The 19,503-nt window shown below is 69.2% G+C and carries 16 protein-coding genes and 1 pseudogene; 10 read left to right on the top strand and 7 right to left on the bottom strand.

All coding sequences use genetic code 11. From position 1 onward, the window contains the following. Positions 1 to 47: 47 nt before the first annotated feature. The 3 genes and pseudogenes from WMF36_RS28090 to WMF36_RS28080 all read right to left on the bottom strand — a co-directional run. Positions 48 to 875, bottom strand: coding sequence for an SDR family oxidoreductase (locus WMF36_RS28090; RefSeq protein ID WP_437573841.1), 828 nt, complete (start codon positions 873 to 875; stop codon positions 48 to 50). A gap of 149 nt (positions 876 to 1,024) precedes the next feature. Next, positions 1,025 to 3,244: a hypothetical protein gene (locus WMF36_RS28085; RefSeq protein ID WP_437573840.1), complete on the bottom strand. Its 2,220-nt coding sequence runs from the start codon at positions 3,242 to 3,244 to the stop codon at positions 1,025 to 1,027. Positions 3,245 to 3,819: 575 nt separating this feature from the next. Continuing rightward, a pseudogene (locus WMF36_RS28080) lies at positions 3,820 to 4,056 on the bottom strand (hypothetical protein); the annotation flags it as partial. 749 nt (positions 4,057 to 4,805) lie between these two features. On the opposite strand from WMF36_RS28080, the gene WMF36_RS28075 reads away from it, so the two are divergent. After that, positions 4,806 to 5,981, top strand: coding sequence for an alpha/beta hydrolase (locus WMF36_RS28075; RefSeq protein WP_437573839.1), 1,176 nt, complete (start codon positions 4,806 to 4,808; stop codon positions 5,979 to 5,981). A gap of 905 nt (positions 5,982 to 6,886) precedes the next feature. On the opposite strand, the gene WMF36_RS28070 is transcribed toward WMF36_RS28075, so the two are convergent. Next, positions 6,887 to 7,459, bottom strand: coding sequence for a hypothetical protein (locus WMF36_RS28070; RefSeq protein ID WP_437573838.1), 573 nt, complete (start codon positions 7,457 to 7,459; stop codon positions 6,887 to 6,889). A gap of 851 nt (positions 7,460 to 8,310) precedes the next feature. Between WMF36_RS28070 and WMF36_RS28065 the strand changes: the two genes are divergently transcribed. The 4 genes from WMF36_RS28065 (at position 8,311) to WMF36_RS28050 (ending at position 12,038) form a co-directional block, all read left to right on the top strand. Then, positions 8,311 to 8,526: a hypothetical protein gene (locus WMF36_RS28065; RefSeq protein WP_437573837.1), complete on the top strand. Its 216-nt coding sequence runs from the start codon at positions 8,311 to 8,313 to the stop codon at positions 8,524 to 8,526. Further along, complete coding sequence (locus WMF36_RS28060) at positions 8,504 to 9,715, top strand: ATP-binding protein (protein WP_437573836.1); 1,212 nt, start codon at positions 8,504 to 8,506, stop codon at positions 9,713 to 9,715. The genes WMF36_RS28065 and WMF36_RS28060 overlap by 23 nt, the downstream gene beginning before the upstream one ends. 386 nt (positions 9,716 to 10,101) lie before the next feature. Next, on the top strand, positions 10,102 to 10,503 hold the full coding sequence (locus WMF36_RS28055; RefSeq protein WP_437573835.1) for a response regulator: 402 nt from the start codon (positions 10,102 to 10,104) through the stop codon (positions 10,501 to 10,503). Between the two features lie 167 nt (positions 10,504 to 10,670). Further along, on the top strand, positions 10,671 to 12,038 hold the full coding sequence (locus WMF36_RS28050) for a PAS domain-containing sensor histidine kinase (protein WP_437573834.1): 1,368 nt from the start codon (positions 10,671 to 10,673) through the stop codon (positions 12,036 to 12,038). On the opposite strand, the gene WMF36_RS28045 is transcribed toward WMF36_RS28050, so the two are convergent. Both WMF36_RS28045 and WMF36_RS28040 read right to left on the bottom strand, forming a co-directional pair. Next, a complete protein-coding gene (locus WMF36_RS28045; protein ID WP_437573833.1) occupies positions 12,033 to 13,175 on the bottom strand; it encodes an IS3 family transposase in 1,143 nt (380 codons plus the stop codon). The genes WMF36_RS28050 and WMF36_RS28045 overlap by 6 nt on opposite strands. After that, positions 13,175 to 13,534 carry a transposase gene (locus WMF36_RS28040; protein WP_437573832.1) on the bottom strand — a complete coding sequence of 120 codons (360 nt, stop codon included), beginning with the start codon at positions 13,532 to 13,534 and terminating at the stop codon, positions 13,175 to 13,177. Before WMF36_RS28040 ends, WMF36_RS28045 begins: the two co-directional genes overlap by 1 nt. A 144-nt stretch (positions 13,535 to 13,678) precedes the next feature. Between WMF36_RS28040 and WMF36_RS28035 the strand changes: the two genes are divergently transcribed. From WMF36_RS28035 to WMF36_RS28020, 4 genes are all read left to right on the top strand, one after another. Further along, a complete protein-coding gene (locus WMF36_RS28035; protein ID WP_437573831.1) occupies positions 13,679 to 15,319 on the top strand; it encodes a sensor histidine kinase in 1,641 nt (546 codons plus the stop codon). Continuing rightward, positions 15,304 to 15,693, top strand: coding sequence for a response regulator (locus tag WMF36_RS28030; RefSeq protein ID WP_437573830.1), 390 nt, complete (start codon positions 15,304 to 15,306; stop codon positions 15,691 to 15,693). Before WMF36_RS28035 ends, WMF36_RS28030 begins: the two co-directional genes overlap by 16 nt. A gap of 299 nt (positions 15,694 to 15,992) precedes the next feature. Beyond that, positions 15,993 to 16,724 carry a helix-turn-helix domain-containing protein gene (locus WMF36_RS28025; protein WP_437573829.1) on the top strand — a complete coding sequence of 244 codons (732 nt, stop codon included), beginning with the start codon at positions 15,993 to 15,995 and terminating at the stop codon, positions 16,722 to 16,724. Between the two features lie 149 nt (positions 16,725 to 16,873). Then, positions 16,874 to 17,515: a hydrolase gene (locus tag WMF36_RS28020; RefSeq protein WP_437573828.1), complete on the top strand. Its 642-nt coding sequence runs from the start codon at positions 16,874 to 16,876 to the stop codon at positions 17,513 to 17,515. 243 nt (positions 17,516 to 17,758) lie between these two features. On the opposite strand, the gene WMF36_RS28015 is transcribed toward WMF36_RS28020, so the two are convergent. Continuing rightward, positions 17,759 to 18,703, bottom strand: coding sequence for a BON domain-containing protein (locus WMF36_RS28015; protein WP_437573827.1), 945 nt, complete (start codon positions 18,701 to 18,703; stop codon positions 17,759 to 17,761). On the opposite strand from WMF36_RS28015, the gene WMF36_RS28010 reads away from it, so the two are divergent. Next, positions 18,668 to 19,474, top strand: a complete 807-nt coding sequence (locus WMF36_RS28010; protein ID WP_437573826.1) for a hypothetical protein — start codon at positions 18,668 to 18,670, stop codon at positions 19,472 to 19,474. The two genes, WMF36_RS28015 and WMF36_RS28010, sit on opposite strands and share 36 nt — an antisense overlap. The last annotated feature ends 29 nt before the right edge of the window (positions 19,475 to 19,503 follow it).

The following is a 19,503-nucleotide window of genomic DNA, read 5'->3' as shown; positions in this document are numbered from 1 at the left end:
CTCACGTGGTGCGCCCCATCCCTGGCTGGGATTCCCGGCGGGCGGCGCTACGCCGCCAGCGCCTCGGTCAGCTTCCAGAGCCGCTCCTGCGCGGCCTCGTCGAGCGCCGCCGTCGCCGCCGGCACGATGCGGCTCTTCTCGAAGTACTCCCCCGTCACCCCGGCGAGCTCCGGCGCCGTGGCGACGTGCAGCGAGCACGCGGCGCCCTGCTCGGGCGTGAGCAGGAACAGCTTGAAGAGCTTCACGGCGAGCTTCGGGAAATCGCGCGTGAGCTCCGTCGCGACGACGCCCGGGTGGACCGCGTTGACCGTGACGCCGGTGCCCTCGAGCCGCCGCGCCAGCGCCTTCGTGAAGAGCACGTTCGCGAGCTTCGACTGGTTGTACGCCACGCCCGAGCCGTACTTCCGCCGCTCGAACTGCAGATCGTCCCAGCCCATCTGGCCGCGGTAGTGCAGCCTCGACGACAGGACCACGATCCGCGACGGCGCGCTCTGCTTCAGCAACGGGAGGAGCTCCTGCGTGAGCAGCCACGTCCCCACGTGGTTCACCCCGAACGTCGCCTCGATCCCGTCCCTTGTCGTGCCGCGCGAGCGCTGCCACACCCCGGCGTTGTTCACCAGGACGTCGAGGCGATCGTGCTTCGCGCGGAGCTTCTCCGCGAAGGCGCGGATGCTCGCCTTGCTCGCGAGATCCAGCGCCATCACGTCCACGCCCTTGCTGCCGGTGGTGCGCGCTATGTCGTCGCGCGCGGCCTCGGCCCTGCCTGTGTCGCGGCACGCCAGCACCACCCTGGCGCCGCGCTGCGCGAGCCCGCGCGCCGTCTCCTTGCCGATGCCCGTGTTGCCGCCCGTGACGACGCAGACCTTCCCGTTCATGCTCTCTCTCTCTCTCTCTCGCAGGTTCCGGGCGCGAGCGGCCTGTCTCGTCCTCTCCGGAGAGGGAGAGACAAGACACCTCCGCGTCCCCCGCGGCGCCAGTCGAACAGCGTTGTCCGGAAAGCGCAAGCCGCGAGGGGACGCCTGGCTCAGCGGCCCGGCGCGCGCCCCACCTCGGCCGGGCCGGCGGCGCTCGCTACCGCGCTGCGCATGAACTGCATCGCGAGCTCCGCGGCGTCGCGCTCGTGAAACAGGACGAAATGGCCGTCCTCCCCGCGCGTGGCGGGCACCTGCACGAACGCCGCCGTGGCCTGTCCACCGGCGATGTTGCCGCGCACAGGCCCCTCCGGCGGCGCGGCGCGCAGGAAGGGGAGCACCCCGGCGGCCGCGCGGACGGGGCGGAGCGGCGTCGCCGCGAGCGCGGTCGCCAGCGCGACAGCTGTCTCGGGCGGCGTGTACGTGTCGGCGAGGCCGCCGAAATGGAGCACGTTCTGGGGCCTCCGGCCGGGCAGGGGCTCGCGGTAGAGTCGCGCGTAGCTCTGCGGATCCACGGGATCGACGAGGCTCTGGACGAGCGTCATGAAGGGGTGGAACTCGGTGAGCTCGCCCTCCCGGAGCCCCAGCGCGGCCTCGATGAGCGGCATGAACGGGAGATCGCCGCGGCGGAGGATGCCGAGGCGCGCGTCGCCGCCGCACCCGGAGAGGATCACGCCGCGGAAGAGCGGATCGAGCGCCGCCTGCGCCGCCGCCGACTGGCTCCCCTGCGAGTGGCCGGCGAGCAGGACGCGGCCGCTGTCGAAGCGGGGCGCGACCCGTCCGGGCACCGCGCCGAGGAGCCGGCGGCTACCTCCCGGCCGCGCCGCCTTCGAGAAGTCGGTGCCGGCGATCAGCCGCGCGAGCAGGCTCGCGTCGACGCCGGCCTGGCGCAGGTTGTCGCGCGTCGCCGCGGGGTTCACGGGGTTGTAGAAGGCGAGCGCCGCCCCGAGCTGCTGGCCGCGGAACCGGCCCACGGGGATGCCCGCGATGGAGAAGACAGCGGCGTCCCGGCTGCCGGGGCGCGCGCCGGGCGCGCCGGCGCCGCCGTGCAGCGGCTGGTCGGTGGAGACGGCGGCGATCCCCTGGCGGGCGGCCCAGCCAGCGAAGTTGCCCTCGCCGAGGAAATCCGTCGCGTCGCCGCCGGTGCCGTGCGCCGTGACAAGCAGCGGAAAGCCGCCGGGCGGCGGGCGCACCCTCGGCACGGTCAGCACGTAGCGGGCGCTGAGGAGGCCGCCGCAAGCGTCCGTCCTGTAGCGCGACCCGGGCGGCAGCTCGACGACGCGCGGCGCGCCCGCCTCGTCCGGCGCGAGGGTGCCGCCCCCCGAGAGGAACGGGGCTTCGGCGATCCGCGACTGGAAGTTCGGCGTGCAGTACGTTCCGGCGATCGTGAAATAGGACCGCTTTCCTGAGGACGGCCGCGGATCGGGCTGCCACGCGGCGCTCACGAGGCGCGGCGCGAGCGGCGGCGGAAGGCGCATGGCCGCCTCGAAGAGGCGCTGGGAGACGGCGTGCGGCGTGCCCGTGCGGAAGAGCGCCACCGCGGCGATGTCGCCCCGCGCCACGCCGCGCGAGGCGAGGTAATCCAGGGGCCCGGCGTGCAGCGCGCGGGCGCGCTCCTCGACCGGGTCGGGTAGGGGGCTTGTCCATTTCGTCCTCTCGAGATCGCGCGTGGTGCCGAGCAATCGCCCTTCCGGGTCGCCCAGATCGCGCCGGACGACGGCGAAATGAAGCGTGTCTGGCCGGAGCACGACGCCGGGCACCGGCTTCGCGGCGAGCGTGCCCGCGGGGATGAAGCGGAGCGGCGCTGCCACGTGACGGAGCTCGAGCGGGATGAGCGCGCCGCGCTCGGGGCTCTGCGGGTCGACGTCGATGAGGAACACGGGCGAGCCGAGCGACATCGTGTCCGCCGGCCGGGCTGGGAGCCGGCGCGCGTCCGGCGCGGACGAGAAGTGAAAGTAGATGGCCGGCGCGACGGAGAAGCCCGCGCGGTCGGACTCGGCCGCCGCGATGTACGAGGAGAGCAGCGCCTTCCCGGCGCCCGGGAAGGTGCTCCAGGCGATGGAGCCGTCGTCTCTGCGCCAGAGCTCGCTCGGCCAGGGGAGGGTGTAGAAGGCGGGCGGGCCGCGGCGGGGCAGCCGGAAGTCGACGCGCGAGGCGCCCGGGAGCGCGTCCTCCGGCGTGTATGGCGCGAGGGGGTCGAGCGGCGAGGCGCGGGGCGCGCCGGCCGCGGCGCCGCCGGCTGGCGACGCGGAGCAGGCGAGGAGCGATGACGCGAGCGCGATCGCGGCGAGGAGCGGGTGCCCCGGGCCGGGGCGGGAGCGAAGGCGCATCATACAGCGGCTGCAGAGTGGTGCTTCGTTTCCAAGGTTCGTCCCGGGTCCGGCAAGGACGTGTCTACGCGAAATCACATAGCCTTCTGGCTACGCCAACCCGGGAGGAACCTGGGGAACCACTGTACTAGCTAGTGGACTGTTCGATAAGTTTTTCAACATAGTCGCGGAGCATGTCGAGCGGCCCAGCGGCGCAGCTTCGGCCGCGTCCAGGACCAGGTAATCGGATGTGCGAAGCGGTCAGTATGTCGAAAGACTTACTCATTCCCCCGCCGAGGTACCCGCTTGTCCGGTATCATGGAGTGCTTGCGCCCCGTGCGAAGCGCCGGAGTGCCGTGGTGCCCAGGCCAGAGCGGACTCGGTGTACCGGCGATCTGGGTACGGGAGAGGCCTTCGCGGAGAAGGCGGGCAGGACGCCGGCCCTGGAGCAGGGTGGAGCGGGGCAGAAGGCGAAGGAGCGAGGACTCGCCTCTGCGGCGGAGATGGCTGGGGCGGCGCCCCCGGGTGGATCACCAAAGCGCCGCGCGCGGCGCTTTCAGAGGGCGGCGCCGTGGATCACCAAAGCGCCGCGGGGTGGATCAGAGGGAGGCGCCGCTGGCCTCGGAAGGTCGTATTCCTTGAGCCGGGAGACCAGCGTGCGTCGCGAGATGCTCCGGCCGGCTCGTCCTAGCCTCCCGATCCGCGCCGTCTCCGCACGAGAGCCCGGTCACCCAGAGCGAGCGCCGGTCGCGTCGGAGCTCGCCCAGGTACCGCTCGAGGGCAGACCTGTCGCAATCACACCAATGCGCCGCGATGATATTGACGCGGCAGCCTTCGCACGCGGCGAAGAGGGCGGCGTCAAATCAGCGGTGAGAACCTATGTGAGCCCCCAACGCGCGGTCCGCGGCCAGGCGCGCCAGAACGGCGCTGAAGCTCGGCGAGCCGGTCTCGAGCTGCGCGATGAGGAACTTGAAGAAATCGTTGCCCTTCGACAGGGCAACGCCGAAGTGGGAGGCACGTATTGTGAGCGATCACATTTTTGATGTCAACGATGATCTGTCCATCCGCGGCCAGGCTCGACATCGGATGGCTGGCGAGTCTCCTCCGAGCGGCGCGTCAAGAGGACGGGCGCAGGCCCACGGTATTGTTCGATGTGGATTCCAATTTCGGGATCGAGGCTCGCCTCGCGCCGGTTCATTTGCGTTGACATGGGCGATGTGAGCGCTCACAATTTCGTCTCACGGGGCGTCCTTCCGCTTTGTCCGGGTAGCCGTCGTGGTTCGGATTGGGGATGACGGTCTGCGCGCCGGCGCGCAGGCCGTCGACACGCCCCCTGCGGCAGCACCGCCTGCGCCGGCGGCGGCCCCCGCGACGGACGCCTCTCCAGCGGCCCCGGCCGCCAGATCCGAGCCATCTGGTGGTGAAGCCGTGAACGCAAAGCCCGCTTCCGTTTCCAAGGCGCCCATCGGCAACGCCGATGGTAAAGAGGTGAGCCTCTACACGCTCACGAACGCGAACGGCCTGGTCGGGTGCTGACGGTCGAGGCCGATCAGCAGCGTAACGCAACCCGATCCCAGGAGGATCCATGATCCGCTCGATCACATGCAGTATCTCGCTCCTTGTCGCGCTTTCGATCGCTGCTTGCGGGTCCGACAACGACGCCGCCGACGGCTCGGGCGGCAGCGGAGGAAAAGGAAGCAGCAGCTCTTCGAGCAGCAGCAGCTCTTCGAGCAGCAGCGGCAGCACCTCGGGCACGGGCGGCACGGACGACCCGAACCCGAACGGCGGGGGAGGACAGGGCGGGACTGTCGATCCGATCGGCACCGAAGGCGACGGCGATTTCGAGATCGGGCCTGACTACCAGGACGCCCCGGAGATCAAGAGGATCGACGGCGTTCCCCAGGGGCGGACGTTCACGTTCTCCCTGTCGTCCCGGGAGAGCGAGATCTTCACCGGCCACGATCCGACCTTGAACGACAACGCCAAGGGGGATTTCAACCGCCACGTGGAGGTCGCGATCCCCGCGACGTACGTCGACGGCGCGGAGGCGCCGTTCATGGTCGTCCAGGACGCGACCAACAGGGACGAGATCATCAACACGATCAACAACTTCGTCGCGGACCCGAGCAACCGTTTCCCGAGCGTCATCGCGATCTTCGCCGCGAGCGGAGGGGGCGACTCGTACGGCAGCGAGCGGGGGCTCGAATACGACACCATGTCGGACGCCTATCAGAGGTTCGTCGATACGGAGCTCCTCGAGGCGGTCAAGAACAACCAGGCCGTCCACGCCGCGTACCCCAACCTGAAGTTCACGAGCAACCCGGACGGCCGCGCCACGTACGGATGCAGCTCGGGCGGGGCAGCGGCGCTGACCATGGGCTGGTTCGGCCACGACACCTACCGCAAGATCGTCACCTACTCCGGCACGTTCGTCGACCAGCAGAACCCCCGCGCGCCCACCGAGGCCGAATATCCCGACGGCGCCTGGGAGTACACGGAGGCGCTCATCCGGGAGAACCCGGTCAAGCCGCTGCGCATCTTCCTGCAGGTCGGCGAGAACGACCTCGGCAGCACCCGCGATGAAGCCAGCCACCACAACTGGGTGATGGCGAACCAGCGCGTGGCGGCGATCCTCAAGGAGAAGGGGTATCATTATCGCTTCGTCTACGCGAAGGGCGCCAACCACTGCGACGGGAGAGTGCTCAAGCAGACGCTCCCCGACACGCTGCGCTGGATGTGGCGGGGCTATCCGGTCGATTGACGCGTGGTGGTCCAGCACATGCCAGCGTGGTGTACGCCGCCGCAGGTGGTGTAGGCCGCCGCCGGCCGGCGGCGATCCGCGCGAGGCCTCGGGCTGCGCCGCCGCTCGGCCGCCGGTGACCCCGCGCCCGGCCGAGCCTGCCCGAGGCGCCCACGCGCCGGAGGAACCCGTGGCCCCCGGGTGCCGCCACGCGCCCGCCATGCTACGCGCCTCGCGTCGGGCTCGTCCTAGCCTCCCAGGCCGAGGGGCATATTGTGCCGCGACGCACCCTGGCACAGCCCGGCGGTAGTCGTTGCTCATGGCTGAATACGGCGCCATCCGCGGCGAGGGAGGGAGAGCTCTCGCGCGGCACAACGGTTGCCACGTTGCAGGTCATGTCAATTCAACACGACCTTCTTCTGGGCATGCTCTCGCTCTCTCTCCTCGCCGGCTGCACCGCTTCCGAGGTCATCGACGGCGGCGCGGGCGGTGGCGGCGGCGCCGCCGAGTGCTCGATTCCCGCGATGGACCAGATCACGTGGTCGCTGACCGCCGCGGATGGCACCACCTTCTCTTCCGAGGATCCGGCCGGCGAGGCGGGCGATCCTCCTACGCAGCGCTCGATCGAGGGGCAGATCGTCTCCTCCGCACCGGGCGAGATCGCCATCGACTCATGCTCTCCCAACGCGGATTGCGACCAGGCGCTCACCACGCTGACGCTCGCCGCAAGTGGGTTGCCCGACGTGCTCGTCCCGGAGGGCGCCGCCCGTGTCAAGCCCCGCGGGGACGGCGTCGGGCGAGCCGTCTATCGCGTATCAAACACCCGCTCGGCCCGTCGCAGGGCCCGCGCGCCGTGCACTGGGCGCAGCTCTGGCTCGACGACCGCGGCGTGCGCTCGCCATGACGGGCTCGGGCCGGGTGCCCACCTACGCCGCGTCGAACCCGAACGCCATCGGCTGCCACGTTGGATCGCGCGCGGGTGCTGCCGTTCGGGGCTGCGAGGGTAAGTTCAGAGGATCAAGGATGCGGCGCACCACCGCTGAGTCGGTGATCGTGGAAAGCACGCGCATCCTCCGTTCGCATCTCGGGCAGCGGAGCGCATCGAAGCCGAACGAACGCTTCATGAGCACGGCCCACTCGACGTAGCGCGACGTTGCAAACAACTCCCCTTCGAGCTGCCGCCCCCAGTGCAAGACCGAGATCAGGGCTTTCGTCTCGACAGGGACCAGCTTCGTGCGCTCGGGCTTGCGCCTGAACGGCTTCCACCCGTGGTTCGTCGGTTCATCATCGGCAGGGATTTGGTTCAGCGATTCGAGGAGCGCTGGATCATCGATTTCTATGGCTTGACTGAAGAGACGGCAAGACAGCAATATCCGAAGCATTACCAGCGATTGCTTGTTGAGGTAAAGCCTGCGCGCGAACGTAATCGGCGTGAGACGCGGGCACGTAACTGGTGGATCTTCGGCGAAAACGCCCCGAAGATGCGCCGAGCCGTCCACGGGCTACAACGGTTTATTGCCACGTTGGAAGTGTTGAAATTTAATCCTTTCCGAGGAGATCTGCCGGCCTGTCGTCCTCATCGTCTCCTTCCCCGCCTTCCGAAACACGCGAGCGACATGGCGACGCGGGCCATTCTTCTGATCACGGGATCGGCGTCAAACGGAATCTAGACGAGAACACTACACTGGCCAGGGGTCGTACCGTCCAGAGCGTGCGCCAGCGCGCAGCTACCTGCGCGGCTCCAACGCGTGTCGACGTGCTGGCGCCAGCTGCCTGGCCGCGCAGCCGCGGGAGCGCGCTACCGGCCACACGCCCCGCGCTGCACGATACCGGCTGCAAGCCTGACCCAGCGCGGCGCCGTGCGCAGGCGGCGGTGACCGCGCGACAACCTGAGAGGGGTCCTGGTCGAGCCGTGATCGAGCGACCGCCAGCGCGGTGTAAGACGCACTGATCTCGCGGGACAAAGCCGCAACATCCGCGGTGACCAGGGTGCGCGCGTCCGCCACGTTCCCAGAGTAGGCCGGCCGAGGCGGGGCTGTAGGTCTGGCGTCCGAACAGGCAGACGCAGACGCACGAGCGCGGCCGATGTTCCCTGCGTGGCCGCGGCGCCGAGGTGGACGTCGGTGAGCTCGGGCCCGCCGCCGGCATCGTGTGCCCATGGCCCCGGAGCAGATCCCCGCACGGCCGCATCCGCGCGCGAGCTCGTGGCGCTCGCGGGCGACGTGGGCATCGAGGGCGCACTCGTGCGCTCGCCGTCCATCTGGTCGAGCGCTGCGCGGCGGGCGAGCTCGAGGCGTACACCGGCGAATGCTGCGCTGTCGCTCACGACGAGATTCGCGCGCGCGTCAGCATGGCAGCGCTCGACGTCAACGAGCTGGCGAGCGGTCGCTGCGGCGAGCTCACCGCGAGCGATGACGTTGAGCTGTGTGCCCATCAGCTCGGCGCCACGGCATCCAAGCTGTTTCGAGCGCATGTGCAAAGCTTTGGCTTCGAGCTTGCGGTGGCGCCGGAGCGCCCCACGCTCGTGAGCTGGCGCGGCTACCATGCCCAACGTGAAACCTGTTGACCCCGCTCGCGTGTTGCAGCTTGCGTCGTTTCTCCAGGACCACCAACAAGCGCTGATACAACGATGGGCCCGCCGCGTGCGTGAGGACCCAGGGGTGCCCGAAGCGTGCCGGCTGAGCGTGCCGGAGTTGATCGACCACATCCCGAGCCTGCTCGACCAGATTGTTGACGCCCTCCTGCGACCCGATGTCGAGCGAGCAGGGGGCGGGGCACGTGGGCGAGCCATCGGCAGCAGCTCGGTCGCGAAGGAACACGCGCGCTCGCGCTTCGTCTGTGAGTACGGCTTGGATCACGCGCTGCGTGAGCTCTCGCTCCTCCGCGCTGAGATCCTCGAGGAGTGCTGCTCCGCGTCGATCGCGCTCGATGGTGACCCGGCGCAGCTCCTTCACTCCGCGATCGACACGGCCATGAGCACCGTCGCCGTGACCATGGCGCAGGCGGCAAGCAACGAGCTACGCAAGGATGCCGAGTTTCGCGACCGCATCATGGCCATCCTCGGACACGACCTGCGCGATCCGCTCTCGACGATCCACTTCGTCGCGTCGCTCTTGCAGAAGCGCGAGGACATGCCGGAGGGAGTCAGCAAGATGCTCGCGCGGCTCACCCGTGGCGCTGACCGCATGACGCGGCTGATCAACGACCTGCTCGACCTGACGCGCAGCCGCGCCGCCCGAGGCATCCCCATCAACCCGAAGCCGACCAACCTGCACGACCTCTGCCGTCAGGTGCTCAACGAGCTCGAGTTGCTCCACCCCGAGCGTGCCATCGTCTACAGCCGCCACGGCGATGGGCGCGGCGTTTGGGACGCCGATCGGCTCACCCAGGTCTTGTCCAACCTGCTCAGCAACGCCATCCACTACAGCCCCCCAGGTACGCCCGTTCACCTCGCCCTCGACGGACAGGAGGAGCGCGTGATGCTCGCGGTGAACAACCAGGGCACGCCGATCTCGCCGGAGCTGTTGCCCAGGATCTTCGAGCCGTTCCGGCGCGGCGCGCGCGAGGTCGAAGCGCAGGGGGCATCCGGCGGGCTCGGGCTCGGGCTCTTCATCGCCCGGAAGCTCGTCGTAGCCCACGGCGGCACCATCGGCGTCACGAGCGATCTGGAGCACGGCACCACCTTCACCGTTGCGCTTCCGCGTCTGTCGCAGCCATCCAGCACCACGCCGCGGGAAGCTGACCCAGGCGCCTGAGCAGACAGGCCCCGCGCCACAGCGCCCGGCCATGGCGTCGAGGCGGGCCTCGGCGAGCTCGGGGCGTCGCCTCCTGGCGCCCGAGCAGACAGGCCCGAGGCTCGCCCGAAAGCCGATCGGGTGCTGCCGGCTGCGCCTTGGAGGCTGCGGCTCTCCGGTCCGCTCGCCCCGATGGCGGGCGTCATCTTGACCCGTCGCGTGTTTGCTCGAGGGGGCTGCGGCAACAGCCGCCCGCAGCGCTACGGTTCCGTATGCCACGGCCGCAGCCGCGGACAGGTCATTCTCCGCAACGCCGTGGCGGGGCTGGTCACGCTTCGGCTCGGTCGCGCAGCAAACCCAGGAGCAAATTTCATGCGGTCGGCAGAAGGCCGGAGCGAGGAGGAGACGTGAACGTGCACCGGAACGGGCGTCCGGTCGGCAGGCGGCGGGTCCTGGTGATCGACGATGAGCAAGACATTCGAGAGACGCTGGATACGTTCCTCTCCTGCGAGGGGTACGAGGTCGCTACCGCCGAGAGCGGCGAAGCTGCGGTCGAGCAAGCACAGGGCGAGCCGTTCGATCTGGCGATCACCGACCTGCGGATGCCGGGCATGGGAGGCGATGAGACTCTGGTCGCCCTGAAACGGATCCATCCGAACCTGCCGGTCATCGTGGTGACGGGCTATGCGTCCGACGAAGCCGCCATGCGCTGTTCGACAGGGGGAGCATTCCGGATCGTCCACAAACCCGTCCAGCTCGAGGATCTGCTCAGCCTCGTTGAGGCCGCGCTTCGCTGCGCGCGCGCATGAGCGGCGCAACGCGCGGACGCCCGCGCCGCGCGCGCCCTCTGCGCCAACCGAGCACAGCGCGGCCGATGAGCGCCATCGCGTCGGCGCGGCCGGACAGGATGGAAATCGCGGCCGAGGTTAGGCGGATGGCCCCTCATCCGTGGCCGATTTTTACGCTGCGAACCTAGATGTTCCCCGCGTCGGTTGTAGGCTGTTTGGCTAACAAGACAATGCTGTGCCAATGCCGCCGACCCGCCGATGTCAGCAAGATCGTGCCCCTCCCAACGCGCGCCAGCCCGGCACGCTCGTCCCAAGCCTCGGCGCCGGTGGATTGCTACGAGCAACTCCACTCCGTGCTCAGCTATGCCCCGATCGTGCTCTTCTCCTTCGACGAGTGCGGGATCATCACCCTGTCCGAGGGGCGTGGGCTCGAAGCCTTGGGGCTCAAGCCGGGCGAGCACGTGGGGTGCTCCGTGTTCGACGTGTTCGACGCCTACCCGTGGATCATCGAGAGCGCTCGCCGTGCCCTGGACGGAGAAGCCGTGACGACAGTCGGGCAGACGCGGGGAGGCTGGATAGAGGCGCGCTGCGTCCCGCTCCGGGACCCCGCAGGCAAGGTCACCGGCGTCATCGGTACCGGCATCGATATCACCGCACGGCAGCGGACGCTGGAGGCGCTCGACCAGCAGCAAGCGGTGCTGAAATACGTCATCGCCAACGTCCCCCACGCCATTTTCTGGAAAGATCGCCAGGGCCGGTTTCTCGGAGGAAACCAGAACTTCATCAACGACTCCAACATCAAGGTCCTGGACAACCTCATCGGCAAGACCGATTTCGATCTCTGTAGCAGCAGCGATGACGCGGCCACCTACGTGAAAAGGGACCTGGAAGTCATGGACCAGGGCGTTCCGAGCCTCAGCATCGAGACGCCCATGCTCCGCTCCGACGGCCAGCAGCGGGTCCACATCACCAGCAAGGTGCCCATCCGCGACGAGAGCGGCAACGTGACGGGGCTGATCGGGATCTACGCCGACATCACCGAGCGCAAGCAGATGGAGCTCGACCTGCAGCGGGCTAAGGAGGAGGCGGACGCCGCCGCGCGCGCCAAGGGGGAGTTCCTCACGGTGATGAGCCACGAGCTGCGCACGCCGCTGTCGCTGATCCTGGGGCCGATCGCGTCGCTCCTGTCGAACGCGGACGAGCCGCTCTCGCGAGGCGTGCGGGCGGTCCTCGAGCGCGTGCTGCGCAGCGGGCGGCGGCTGCACCGGTTGGTCGACGACGTCCTCGATGACCAGAAGATCGAGGCCGGCAAGATGCAGCTCGACTGGGAGGCCGTCGACGCCGCAGAGCTCGTCGCGGACATGGTGGACGAGGCTCGTCCGGCGGCGGAGCGCGGCGGCGTCCAGCTCTCGATTCAGGTGGATCCCGCGCTGCGGGCAGTCCCCCTTGATCGGCGCAAGTTCGAGAAAATCGCGCTGAACCTCCTGGGCAACGCGCTGAAGTTCACCCCGGAGAATGCCAACAGGTTTGAGACAGGCCAGACGAGAATCCTATGAGTGGATCGCGCTGAGGGGCGGGTTCCGGCTCTGGGCAGCATCCGGTCGAGGTCGGAGCGGCCGCGGCACGGCGGTGGGCGTGGCGCCAGGTTCGGGCGCGGCGCTGGTCGTGCCCGTGTGCGTGGGCGCCGCGGCCTCTCCGGCAGCATCGTCAACGGACAGCGGGTTGATGGCTACCGAAGCGGGCGGCCTGCGCACGACGGGCGGCCCGTTCGGGAAGCGTTCCGGATGCGCGGCGTAGGCCGTGTCCAGGGCGACCTGGCGCCGAGCCGCGATATCTTCGACTCGGCCGTAGAATACATCAGCAGGTGTGAAGAGCGCAAGTCCAGAATGCTGATGAAGGTCGTTATACCAGCTGAAGAACTCCTGGCACCACGCTCGTGCATGAGCCAGCGAGGCAAAGCGGTCCGGATAGTCTGGCTGGTACTTGAGCGTCTTGAACTGCGACTCGGAGAAGGCGTTGTCGTCGCTGACGTGAGGCCGGCTGAAGCTACGAACGACGCCGAGCGAGCCGAGGAGCTGAGCGAGCCCCTCCGACCGCATCGCGGAGCCGCGGTCGGCGTGCACCGTGAGCGAGCCGGGCTCGACGCCGTGGCGGGCGACGGTCTCTGCGAAGAGGTGCTCGGCAAGCTCCGCGCTCTCGCGCTCGGCGAGCAGCCAGCCAACGGTCATGCGACTGAACAGGTCGAGGACGACATACAGGCAGTAGAAGACCCCAGGCAGCGACCCGCGCAACTTGGTGATGTCCCACGTCCAGATCTGGTTGGGAGCCGTGGCGGTAAGCGTTGGCTTGGCATGCGTCATCGGTCCACGCTGGGCGCGCCGCTCCCCGCTCTCGCCGGAGGCGGCGAGCAGCCGGTACATGGTGCGGATGGAGGCGAGGTAGACGCCGCGCGACAGCAGCGTCGCGTAGACCTCCGGCGGGGGCTGGTCGACGAACTCCTCGCTGTGCAGCACGTCGAGCACGGCTTGCCGCTCGGGGTCGCTGAGCCGGCGTGGGCTCGGAGCGGGCCCGGTCAGCGCGGACGGCTTCGCGGGCTGAGTCTGCCGGTAGAGCGTGGCGCGGCTGACGCCGAGTGCCGCACACGCCTGGGAGATGGGGACGTGCGGGTCATCGAGCTCTTCGATGACGTCCATCAGCGCTCTTCGTCGTTCGTGAGGTTGATGCCCAGAATGGCAGAGACTTTTTTTTGGAGGTCGATGAGCTTCTCAGCGAGCGCGAGCTTCTCCTCGAGCCGCGCCGAGCGCTTCTCGAGTTCGGCGATGCGCCGGTCCTTCGCGTCGTGCTTCGGCTTGCGGCCGGGCTTGCGCCCCGCGAGAGCCTCGCTGCCGTGGAGGGCGAGCTGCTTGCGCCAGGCCGTCAGGAGGGAGCTGTAGATGCCCTCGCGGCGCAGCAGCGCCTCGATGTCCCCGCGCTGGGTGCACGCGGCCGCCTCGCGAACGATGCGCAGCTTCTCCGCCGCCGAGAACTTCCGCCTCTTGCCCCGCTTCGGCACAGTCTCGACGGCGACGCCACTCGGGCGGGGAGCAGCGCCCTGCGCCGCTGGGGCGGGGGTAGGATCGACGGATCGGAGATGGGAAGGCTTCGGCACGAGTCAGGTCCATTCTCCGCCCTCTCACCACAGATTTCCAGGGGGAGCTTGTCTCACCCGACGTTGGCACAGAGGGCCCCGCCGGGGGGGCGGGTCGCGGTCAGTTTACGGACGCTCGACGGCGTGTTTGAGCTGTCCGTCGAGGACACCGGTCCGGGCATCCCGGCGGACAAGAAGCACCTCCTGTTCCAGAGGTTTCAGCAGATCGACGCGTCGGCGACGCGCAAGCATGAGGGGACCGGGATCGGGCTGTCGCTGGCCAAGGAGCTCACGGAGATGATGGGGGGCACCATCGGCGTCGAGAGCGAGCGCGGCGTTGGCTCTCGCTTCTTCGCGCGGCTGCCGTGCTCGGCGGACCGTGGGATCGCGCCGCAGCCGCTTCGCTCGCCGGAGCCGACGAGCGCGCGAGGATCGCGCATCACCGTGGGCGACTTCGCTCAGCCGGAGCTGTGCGCCACGGGCCCGAGCGGCGCCGAGGGCGGGCGGACCGAGCCCGCGCCGCGGCTGCTCGTGGTGGAAGACAACCACGACATGCGCTCCTACCTGCAGGACATCTTGGTGGCCGAGTACGAGGTCGCGCTGGCGACCAACGGCCGGGAAGCGCTCGAAGCGGTCAGAGCAAGCCGGCCCGACGTCATCGTATCGGACGTGATGATGCCGGAGATGGACGGCTTCGAGCTGGTCCGCCAGCTCAAGCGAGCGCCTGAGCTCCGAAGCATCCCGATCCTGCTCCTCACGGCCAGGGCGAGCCGCGCCGAAGCCGTGGGGGGCCTCGATATCGGCGCCGACGACTACCTGAGCAAGCCGTTCGATCCGCTCGAGCTCAAGGCGCGGGTGCGCGCGGCCGAGCGCCTGCACCGCGCTCATCTGGAGCTTGCGGCGAAGAACAGCGAGCTCGCGACGGCCCTGCAGCGGCTCTCGGACACGCAAGAGGAGCTCGTCCGGGCAGGCAAGATGGCGGCGCTCGGCACCCTGGTCGCGGGGTTGTCGCACGAGATGAACAACCCGGTCGCCATCATCCTGATGAACGCCCAGCTCGTCCTCAAGCGGCGGCGCGACGGCCAAGCGCTGCCCGATGAGCCCACGCTTCTCAAGGTCCTGCGTACCATCGAGCAGCAGGCCAACCGCTGTTCCGACCTCACGCGAGCGCTGCTCGATTACTCGCGCGACAAGACGATCGGCCAGGAGCCGTGCGACGTGCGCGCCGCGCTCCGCCGCGCGCTCGATCTCTCTGCGCCGCGGGCGCATGTGCGCGGCGTCCACCTCGAGGTGAACGGCTCCGCCGCGGCGCCGCTGCCCACCGTGCTCGCGAACCCGGCGCAGCTTGACTCCGCCTTGCTCAACGTCATCGGCAATGCGCTCGATGCTACCCCGCGCGGCAGCTCCGTCGTGGTTGGGGCTCAGCCGCTCCGATGGCGGGACAGTCAGGGCGTGCAGATCGAGGTGCGCGACACCGGCTGTGGCATCCCCGCCGAGGATCTTGGACGCATCTTCGATCCCTTTTTCACCACCAAGCCGCCGGGGCTGGGCACCGGCCTCGGGCTCGCGCTGACGCACCGGTTCATCGAAGCGAACCGCGGCAGCATCCGGGTCGAGAGCGAGCCCGGCGAGGGGACCACGGTCCGCATGTGGCTGCCCGCATCGGACGCGCACCGCCGGAGCGAGGAGGCGACGTGGACGGCCAGCTGAGCGAGCACCCGGCCGGCAGGCGGCGGGTCCTGATAATCGACGACGAGCCAGCCATTCGAGAGTCCCTCGATACGTTCCTCTCCTGGGAGGGGTACGAAGTCGCTACCGCCGAGAGCGGCGAAGCGGCGGTCGAGCAGGCCAAGAGGGAGGCGTTCGATCTGGCGATCACCGACCTGCGGATGCCGGGCATGGGCGGCGATGAGACCGTGGCCGCCCTGAAGCGGATCAACCCGAGCCTGCCGGTCATCGTGGTGACGGGCTTTGCATCCGACGAAGCCGCCGTCCGCTGCTCGAAGGAAGGAGCGTTCCGGATCATCAGCAAGCCCGTACAGCTCGAGGATCTGCTGCGCCTCATGGAGGCTGCGCTCCGCTGAGCGCGTGCGGATACCGGGCTCTCCGTCGGACTTCGGCGCGCGCGAGCGAGCCCGCCGTAGCGGTCCGGTGACGCGAGTTCACTTTACAGGGCGCGCCGCCGCGTCTATCCTGCTCCAGCTCGATGGCATCGTCGTTGGAACTGAAGCAGGTTCAGTCGCGCGCGGATCGCCTCACGCCGCTACCGCCTCACGTGACGCGCCTTTCGGTCTCGAGGAGGATCTGGAACGGCGTCTGTGTCGACGTCACCGAGTTCTGGGGCAAGGGCGAAAGCTACAACCACCTCTGTTTCGAGAACCAGGTGCGGCTCTCGGGGCTGCTCGAAGAGGTCGGTGGCCACTGCGAGCCGCGGCTGCAGGCGGGTAAGCGCTGCCCGATCGATTACACGCCGCGCCACATGCATTTCGCGCCGGCGGGGATGAGCATCTGGGGTTACAGCCCCGACCTTCGGTACCTGAAGGACATCACGCTCGTCTTCGACGTACGCGCGCTGGAGGGGCGCGTCGGTGAGAGGCTCAGCACCGAGGCAGTGTCGACACCGCTACTGCGCTTCTCCGATGACAGGCTCTGGACCCTGCTGAAGCTGCTGTCCGACGCGGCGCACGAGTCTGACCCGTCGACGGAGCTGTACGGGGACGGGCTCACCGCCGCGATCGTCGCCCGCCTGCTCCTTCCGAGGCAGCCCTCCCCGGCACGGCGCGCCAGCCTTCCGCCACGGCAGTTGCGCCGGGTGGAGGAGTATCTCGACGCCCACCTCTCTCGCCCCGTCGCGCTCGCGGAGCTCGCGGAGCTGACCGGGCTATCCCAGGGCCACTTCGCGAGGGCGTTCAAGGAGTCCACGGGTAAGGCTCCGTACCGCTGGCAGCTCGAGCGACGAATCAGCCGCGCGCAGGCCCTGCTGCTCGACGCGAGGAGCTCGCTCGAGGACGTGGCAGCGGCGACGGGCTTCGCGGATGCTGCGCACTTCGGGCGTGTGTTTCGCAAAGTGGTGGGGGCGACGCCCGGCGCCTGGCGACGCGAACGCTTCGGCTGACGCGGCTCGGCGCATAAAAACCTCAAGTTCGTACAGGCGATGTCCGGATCGTTCAGTGCTTTTCCAGTGCTCGTGTCTTAGAAGTCACCCCATCCGGCTCGCCGCGCCGAGTGAGCGCGGCCTACGAGCCAAGCCCAAGGAGAGCACCCATGGCAGCCAAGACGGGATTGCAGGCACTACTGCGTCCGGAAGACAGCGTTTTAGTCCTGATCGACCACCAACCTTTCCAGTTTGCGAACCTGCACAGCCACGAGCCCACGCTCATCGTCAACAACGTGGTCGGCCTCGCCAAGGCCGCGAAGGCATTTCAGGTGCCGACGATCCTCACCACCGTGCTGGAGCAACGAGGCGGCTACCTGATCAAGAGCCTTCAGGACGTTTTCCCGGAGCAGAAGCCGATCGATCGTACCTTCATCAATACATGGGAGGACCGCCGGGTTGTGGAGGCGGTCGAGAAGACCGGGCGCAGGCAGCTCGTACTGGCTGCGCTCTGGACGGAGATCTGCCTGGCCATGCCCGCGATCCACGCCCTGGGCGACGGCTACGACGTATTCGTCGTGACGGACGCGTCCGGTGGCGTTTCGGCCGAAGCGCACAACATGGCGATTCATCGCATGGTCGCGGCGGGGGCGGTTCCCATCACCTGGCTCGCGGTCACCGGCGAGTGGCAACGCGACTGGGCGCGTGAACACAGCGCTTCCGCCATGGCAGAAGTACTCGCCGGACACGGTGGCGGCAGCGGCATCGCGTTCGCCTGGGAGACCCAGCTCCTCGAAGGCCGCGAACGCTGACGCACGGAGTCGACGAGGCGCACCCCCGACACGTCTCGCCGAGTCCGAGGGCTCCGAGCCGCCGACCTTTCGCCTCGTGAACACCAGAAGCGTTACATCGCTGGCGCGCTGACGATCGGCTCCGGGAAGCTGACTAGTACAGCGTTCCCTAAGTTCCTCCCGGGTTATCGCGGCCAGAAAGCCTCATGCTTTCGCGCAGATATGACGTCTCGGACCCCCGGGACGAACTTAGGGAACGAAGTACTAGGAGGCGTTCCGGCGCGACTCGTTGTTCTTCGTCTCCGAGGGCGTCGTGGCGCCCATGGAGGTCGCGGCGCCGGACGCGCCCGCGGCGGCGCCGGACGCGCCCGCGGCGGAGCGCTCGCTCGACGACAGACCGGCGCTCGTCTTCGCCTCGTTCTGCTGCTGCTCGCGGTACATCCGGATCTCGTTCCGCACGTCGGTCACGCCCGAGATCCGCTCCGCGAGCACCTCGAGCTGGTGCTTGAAGCGGCGCTCGCGGACGGTGCCGGAGAGGACGACCTCGCCGTTCTGCACCTTCACTTCGACGTCGCTCGCATCGAGATCAGGGTGATCGGAGATCTTGTCGCAGAGGTCTTCCCGGATCCGCTCGTCCGAGCGCTTGTATCCCTTGGGCGGGCGGCCGCGCGAACCGCCGACGTTTCCGCCCAGTCCGACGGTCTCGAGGAAGCTCTGTCCGCCTGAGCCCTGTCCGCCGGAGTGCTGTCCGCCGGACGGATAGCCCTGATCGCCGCGGAAGCGTGACTCCTGGCCCTCGTACCCGCGCTGGTGTCCTGACCGCTCGTTCCAGCCGCGCTCGTCGTCGGCCCACTGCCGGAGGCCGCCCCGGGCTCCGTAGCCTTCGTGCTGGCCTCCGCCGAAGCCTCCCTGGCCACCGAAGCCGCCCTGGCGGCCACCAGATCCGCCCTGGCCACCGAATCCACCCTGGCCGCCGAAGCTGCCCTGGCCGCCCTGGCCGCCGCCGAATCCACCCTGACCACCGAAGCTGCCCTGGCCGCCGCCGTAGCCATCCTGGCCGCCACCGTAGCCGCCCTGGCCGCCACCGTAGCCGCCCTGGCTGCCCCCGAATCCACCCTGGCCCTGGCCGCCGTAGCCGCCCTGGCCGCCGCCGAACCCGCGCTCACCGCCGAAGTGGCCCTGGCCGCTATCGCCGCTCTGGCCGCCCAATCCGCCCTGGCCACCGTAGCCGCCCTGGCTGCCCCCGAATCCACCCTGGCCGCCGCCATAACCGCCGAGTCCACCCTGGCCACCGAAGCTGCCCTGACCGCCGTGACCGCCCTGACCGCCGCCAGATCCGCCCTGGCCGCCGCCGTGACCGCCTTGGCTGCCGCCGAAGCCGCCTTGGCCGCCGTGGCCGCTCTGGCCGACGCCGAAGTGACCTTGGCCGCCGTGACCGCCCTGGCCGCCGCCGAAGCCGCCCTGGCCGCCACCGAAGCCGCCCTGGCCGCCTCCGTAACCACGCCCGGAGCCAAGATCGTCGCGACCTCCTCGCTGGAAGTCATCGCGCGGGTCGCCCGAGGCCTGGCGCGGGCCTCCGTAATTCTCGTGCTCTGCCCAGCCGCGATCCTGCCGGCCCCCCCAGCCGCGCTCGCCGCCGTAGCCGCGCTCACCCTCGTGACCGCGGCCGCCGAACTCCCGCTGATCCCACCCGCCGCGGAGGTCGTGCTGACCGCCTCGGGAATGGCGCTGATCGTCTCGCTGGACGACTTGCTCGTAATTGCCACGATGCCCGTAGCTAGCATCGCCCGAAGCTCCGCGCTCGCCTCGATATCCCTCATCCCCTTGCTGCCCCTGGTGCCGCCCAGACCTCTCCTCGTCGCGCCCCCGCCCGTCGTTATGTTCCTCGTCGATCCAACCTTGACGATTCGGCATGACTCCTCCGCCTTCCTTGCGACACGCGCGACACGGCAGCGAAACCGCGTCGCTCCTCCCTCGTGATCCGGTCGACGCGCGAGGGCACGAGGGAC

This window comes from Sorangium sp. So ce887, from assembly GCF_051521455.1.
Lineage (GTDB): Bacteria > Myxococcota_A > Polyangia > Polyangiales > Polyangiaceae > Sorangium.
This window is presented reverse-complemented; position numbering and strand designations above follow the sequence as displayed.

Excerpts from the sequence above, each read along its gene's own strand:
- WMF36_RS28090 (WP_437573841.1), bottom strand. The coding sequence starts at position 875 with ATGAACGGGAAGGTCTGCGTCGTCACGGGCGGCAACACGGGCATCGGC.
- WMF36_RS28085 (WP_437573840.1), bottom strand. The coding sequence starts at position 3,244 with ATGATGCGCCTTCGCTCCCGCCCCGGCCCGGGGCACCCGCTCCTCGCC.
- WMF36_RS28075 (WP_437573839.1), top strand. The coding sequence starts at position 4,806 with ATGATCCGCTCGATCACATGCAGTATCTCGCTCCTTGTCGCGCTTTCG.
- WMF36_RS28065 (WP_437573837.1), top strand. The coding sequence starts at position 8,311 with ATGGCAGCGCTCGACGTCAACGAGCTGGCGAGCGGTCGCTGCGGCGAG.
- WMF36_RS28060 (WP_437573836.1), top strand. The coding sequence starts at position 8,504 with ATGCCCAACGTGAAACCTGTTGACCCCGCTCGCGTGTTGCAGCTTGCG.
- WMF36_RS28050 (WP_437573834.1), top strand. The coding sequence starts at position 10,671 with ATGTTCCCCGCGTCGGTTGTAGGCTGTTTGGCTAACAAGACAATGCTG.
- WMF36_RS28045 (WP_437573833.1), bottom strand. The coding sequence starts at position 13,175 with ATGGACGTCATCGAAGAGCTCGATGACCCGCACGTCCCCATCTCCCAG.
- WMF36_RS28020 (WP_437573828.1), top strand. The coding sequence starts at position 16,874 with ATGGCAGCCAAGACGGGATTGCAGGCACTACTGCGTCCGGAAGACAGC.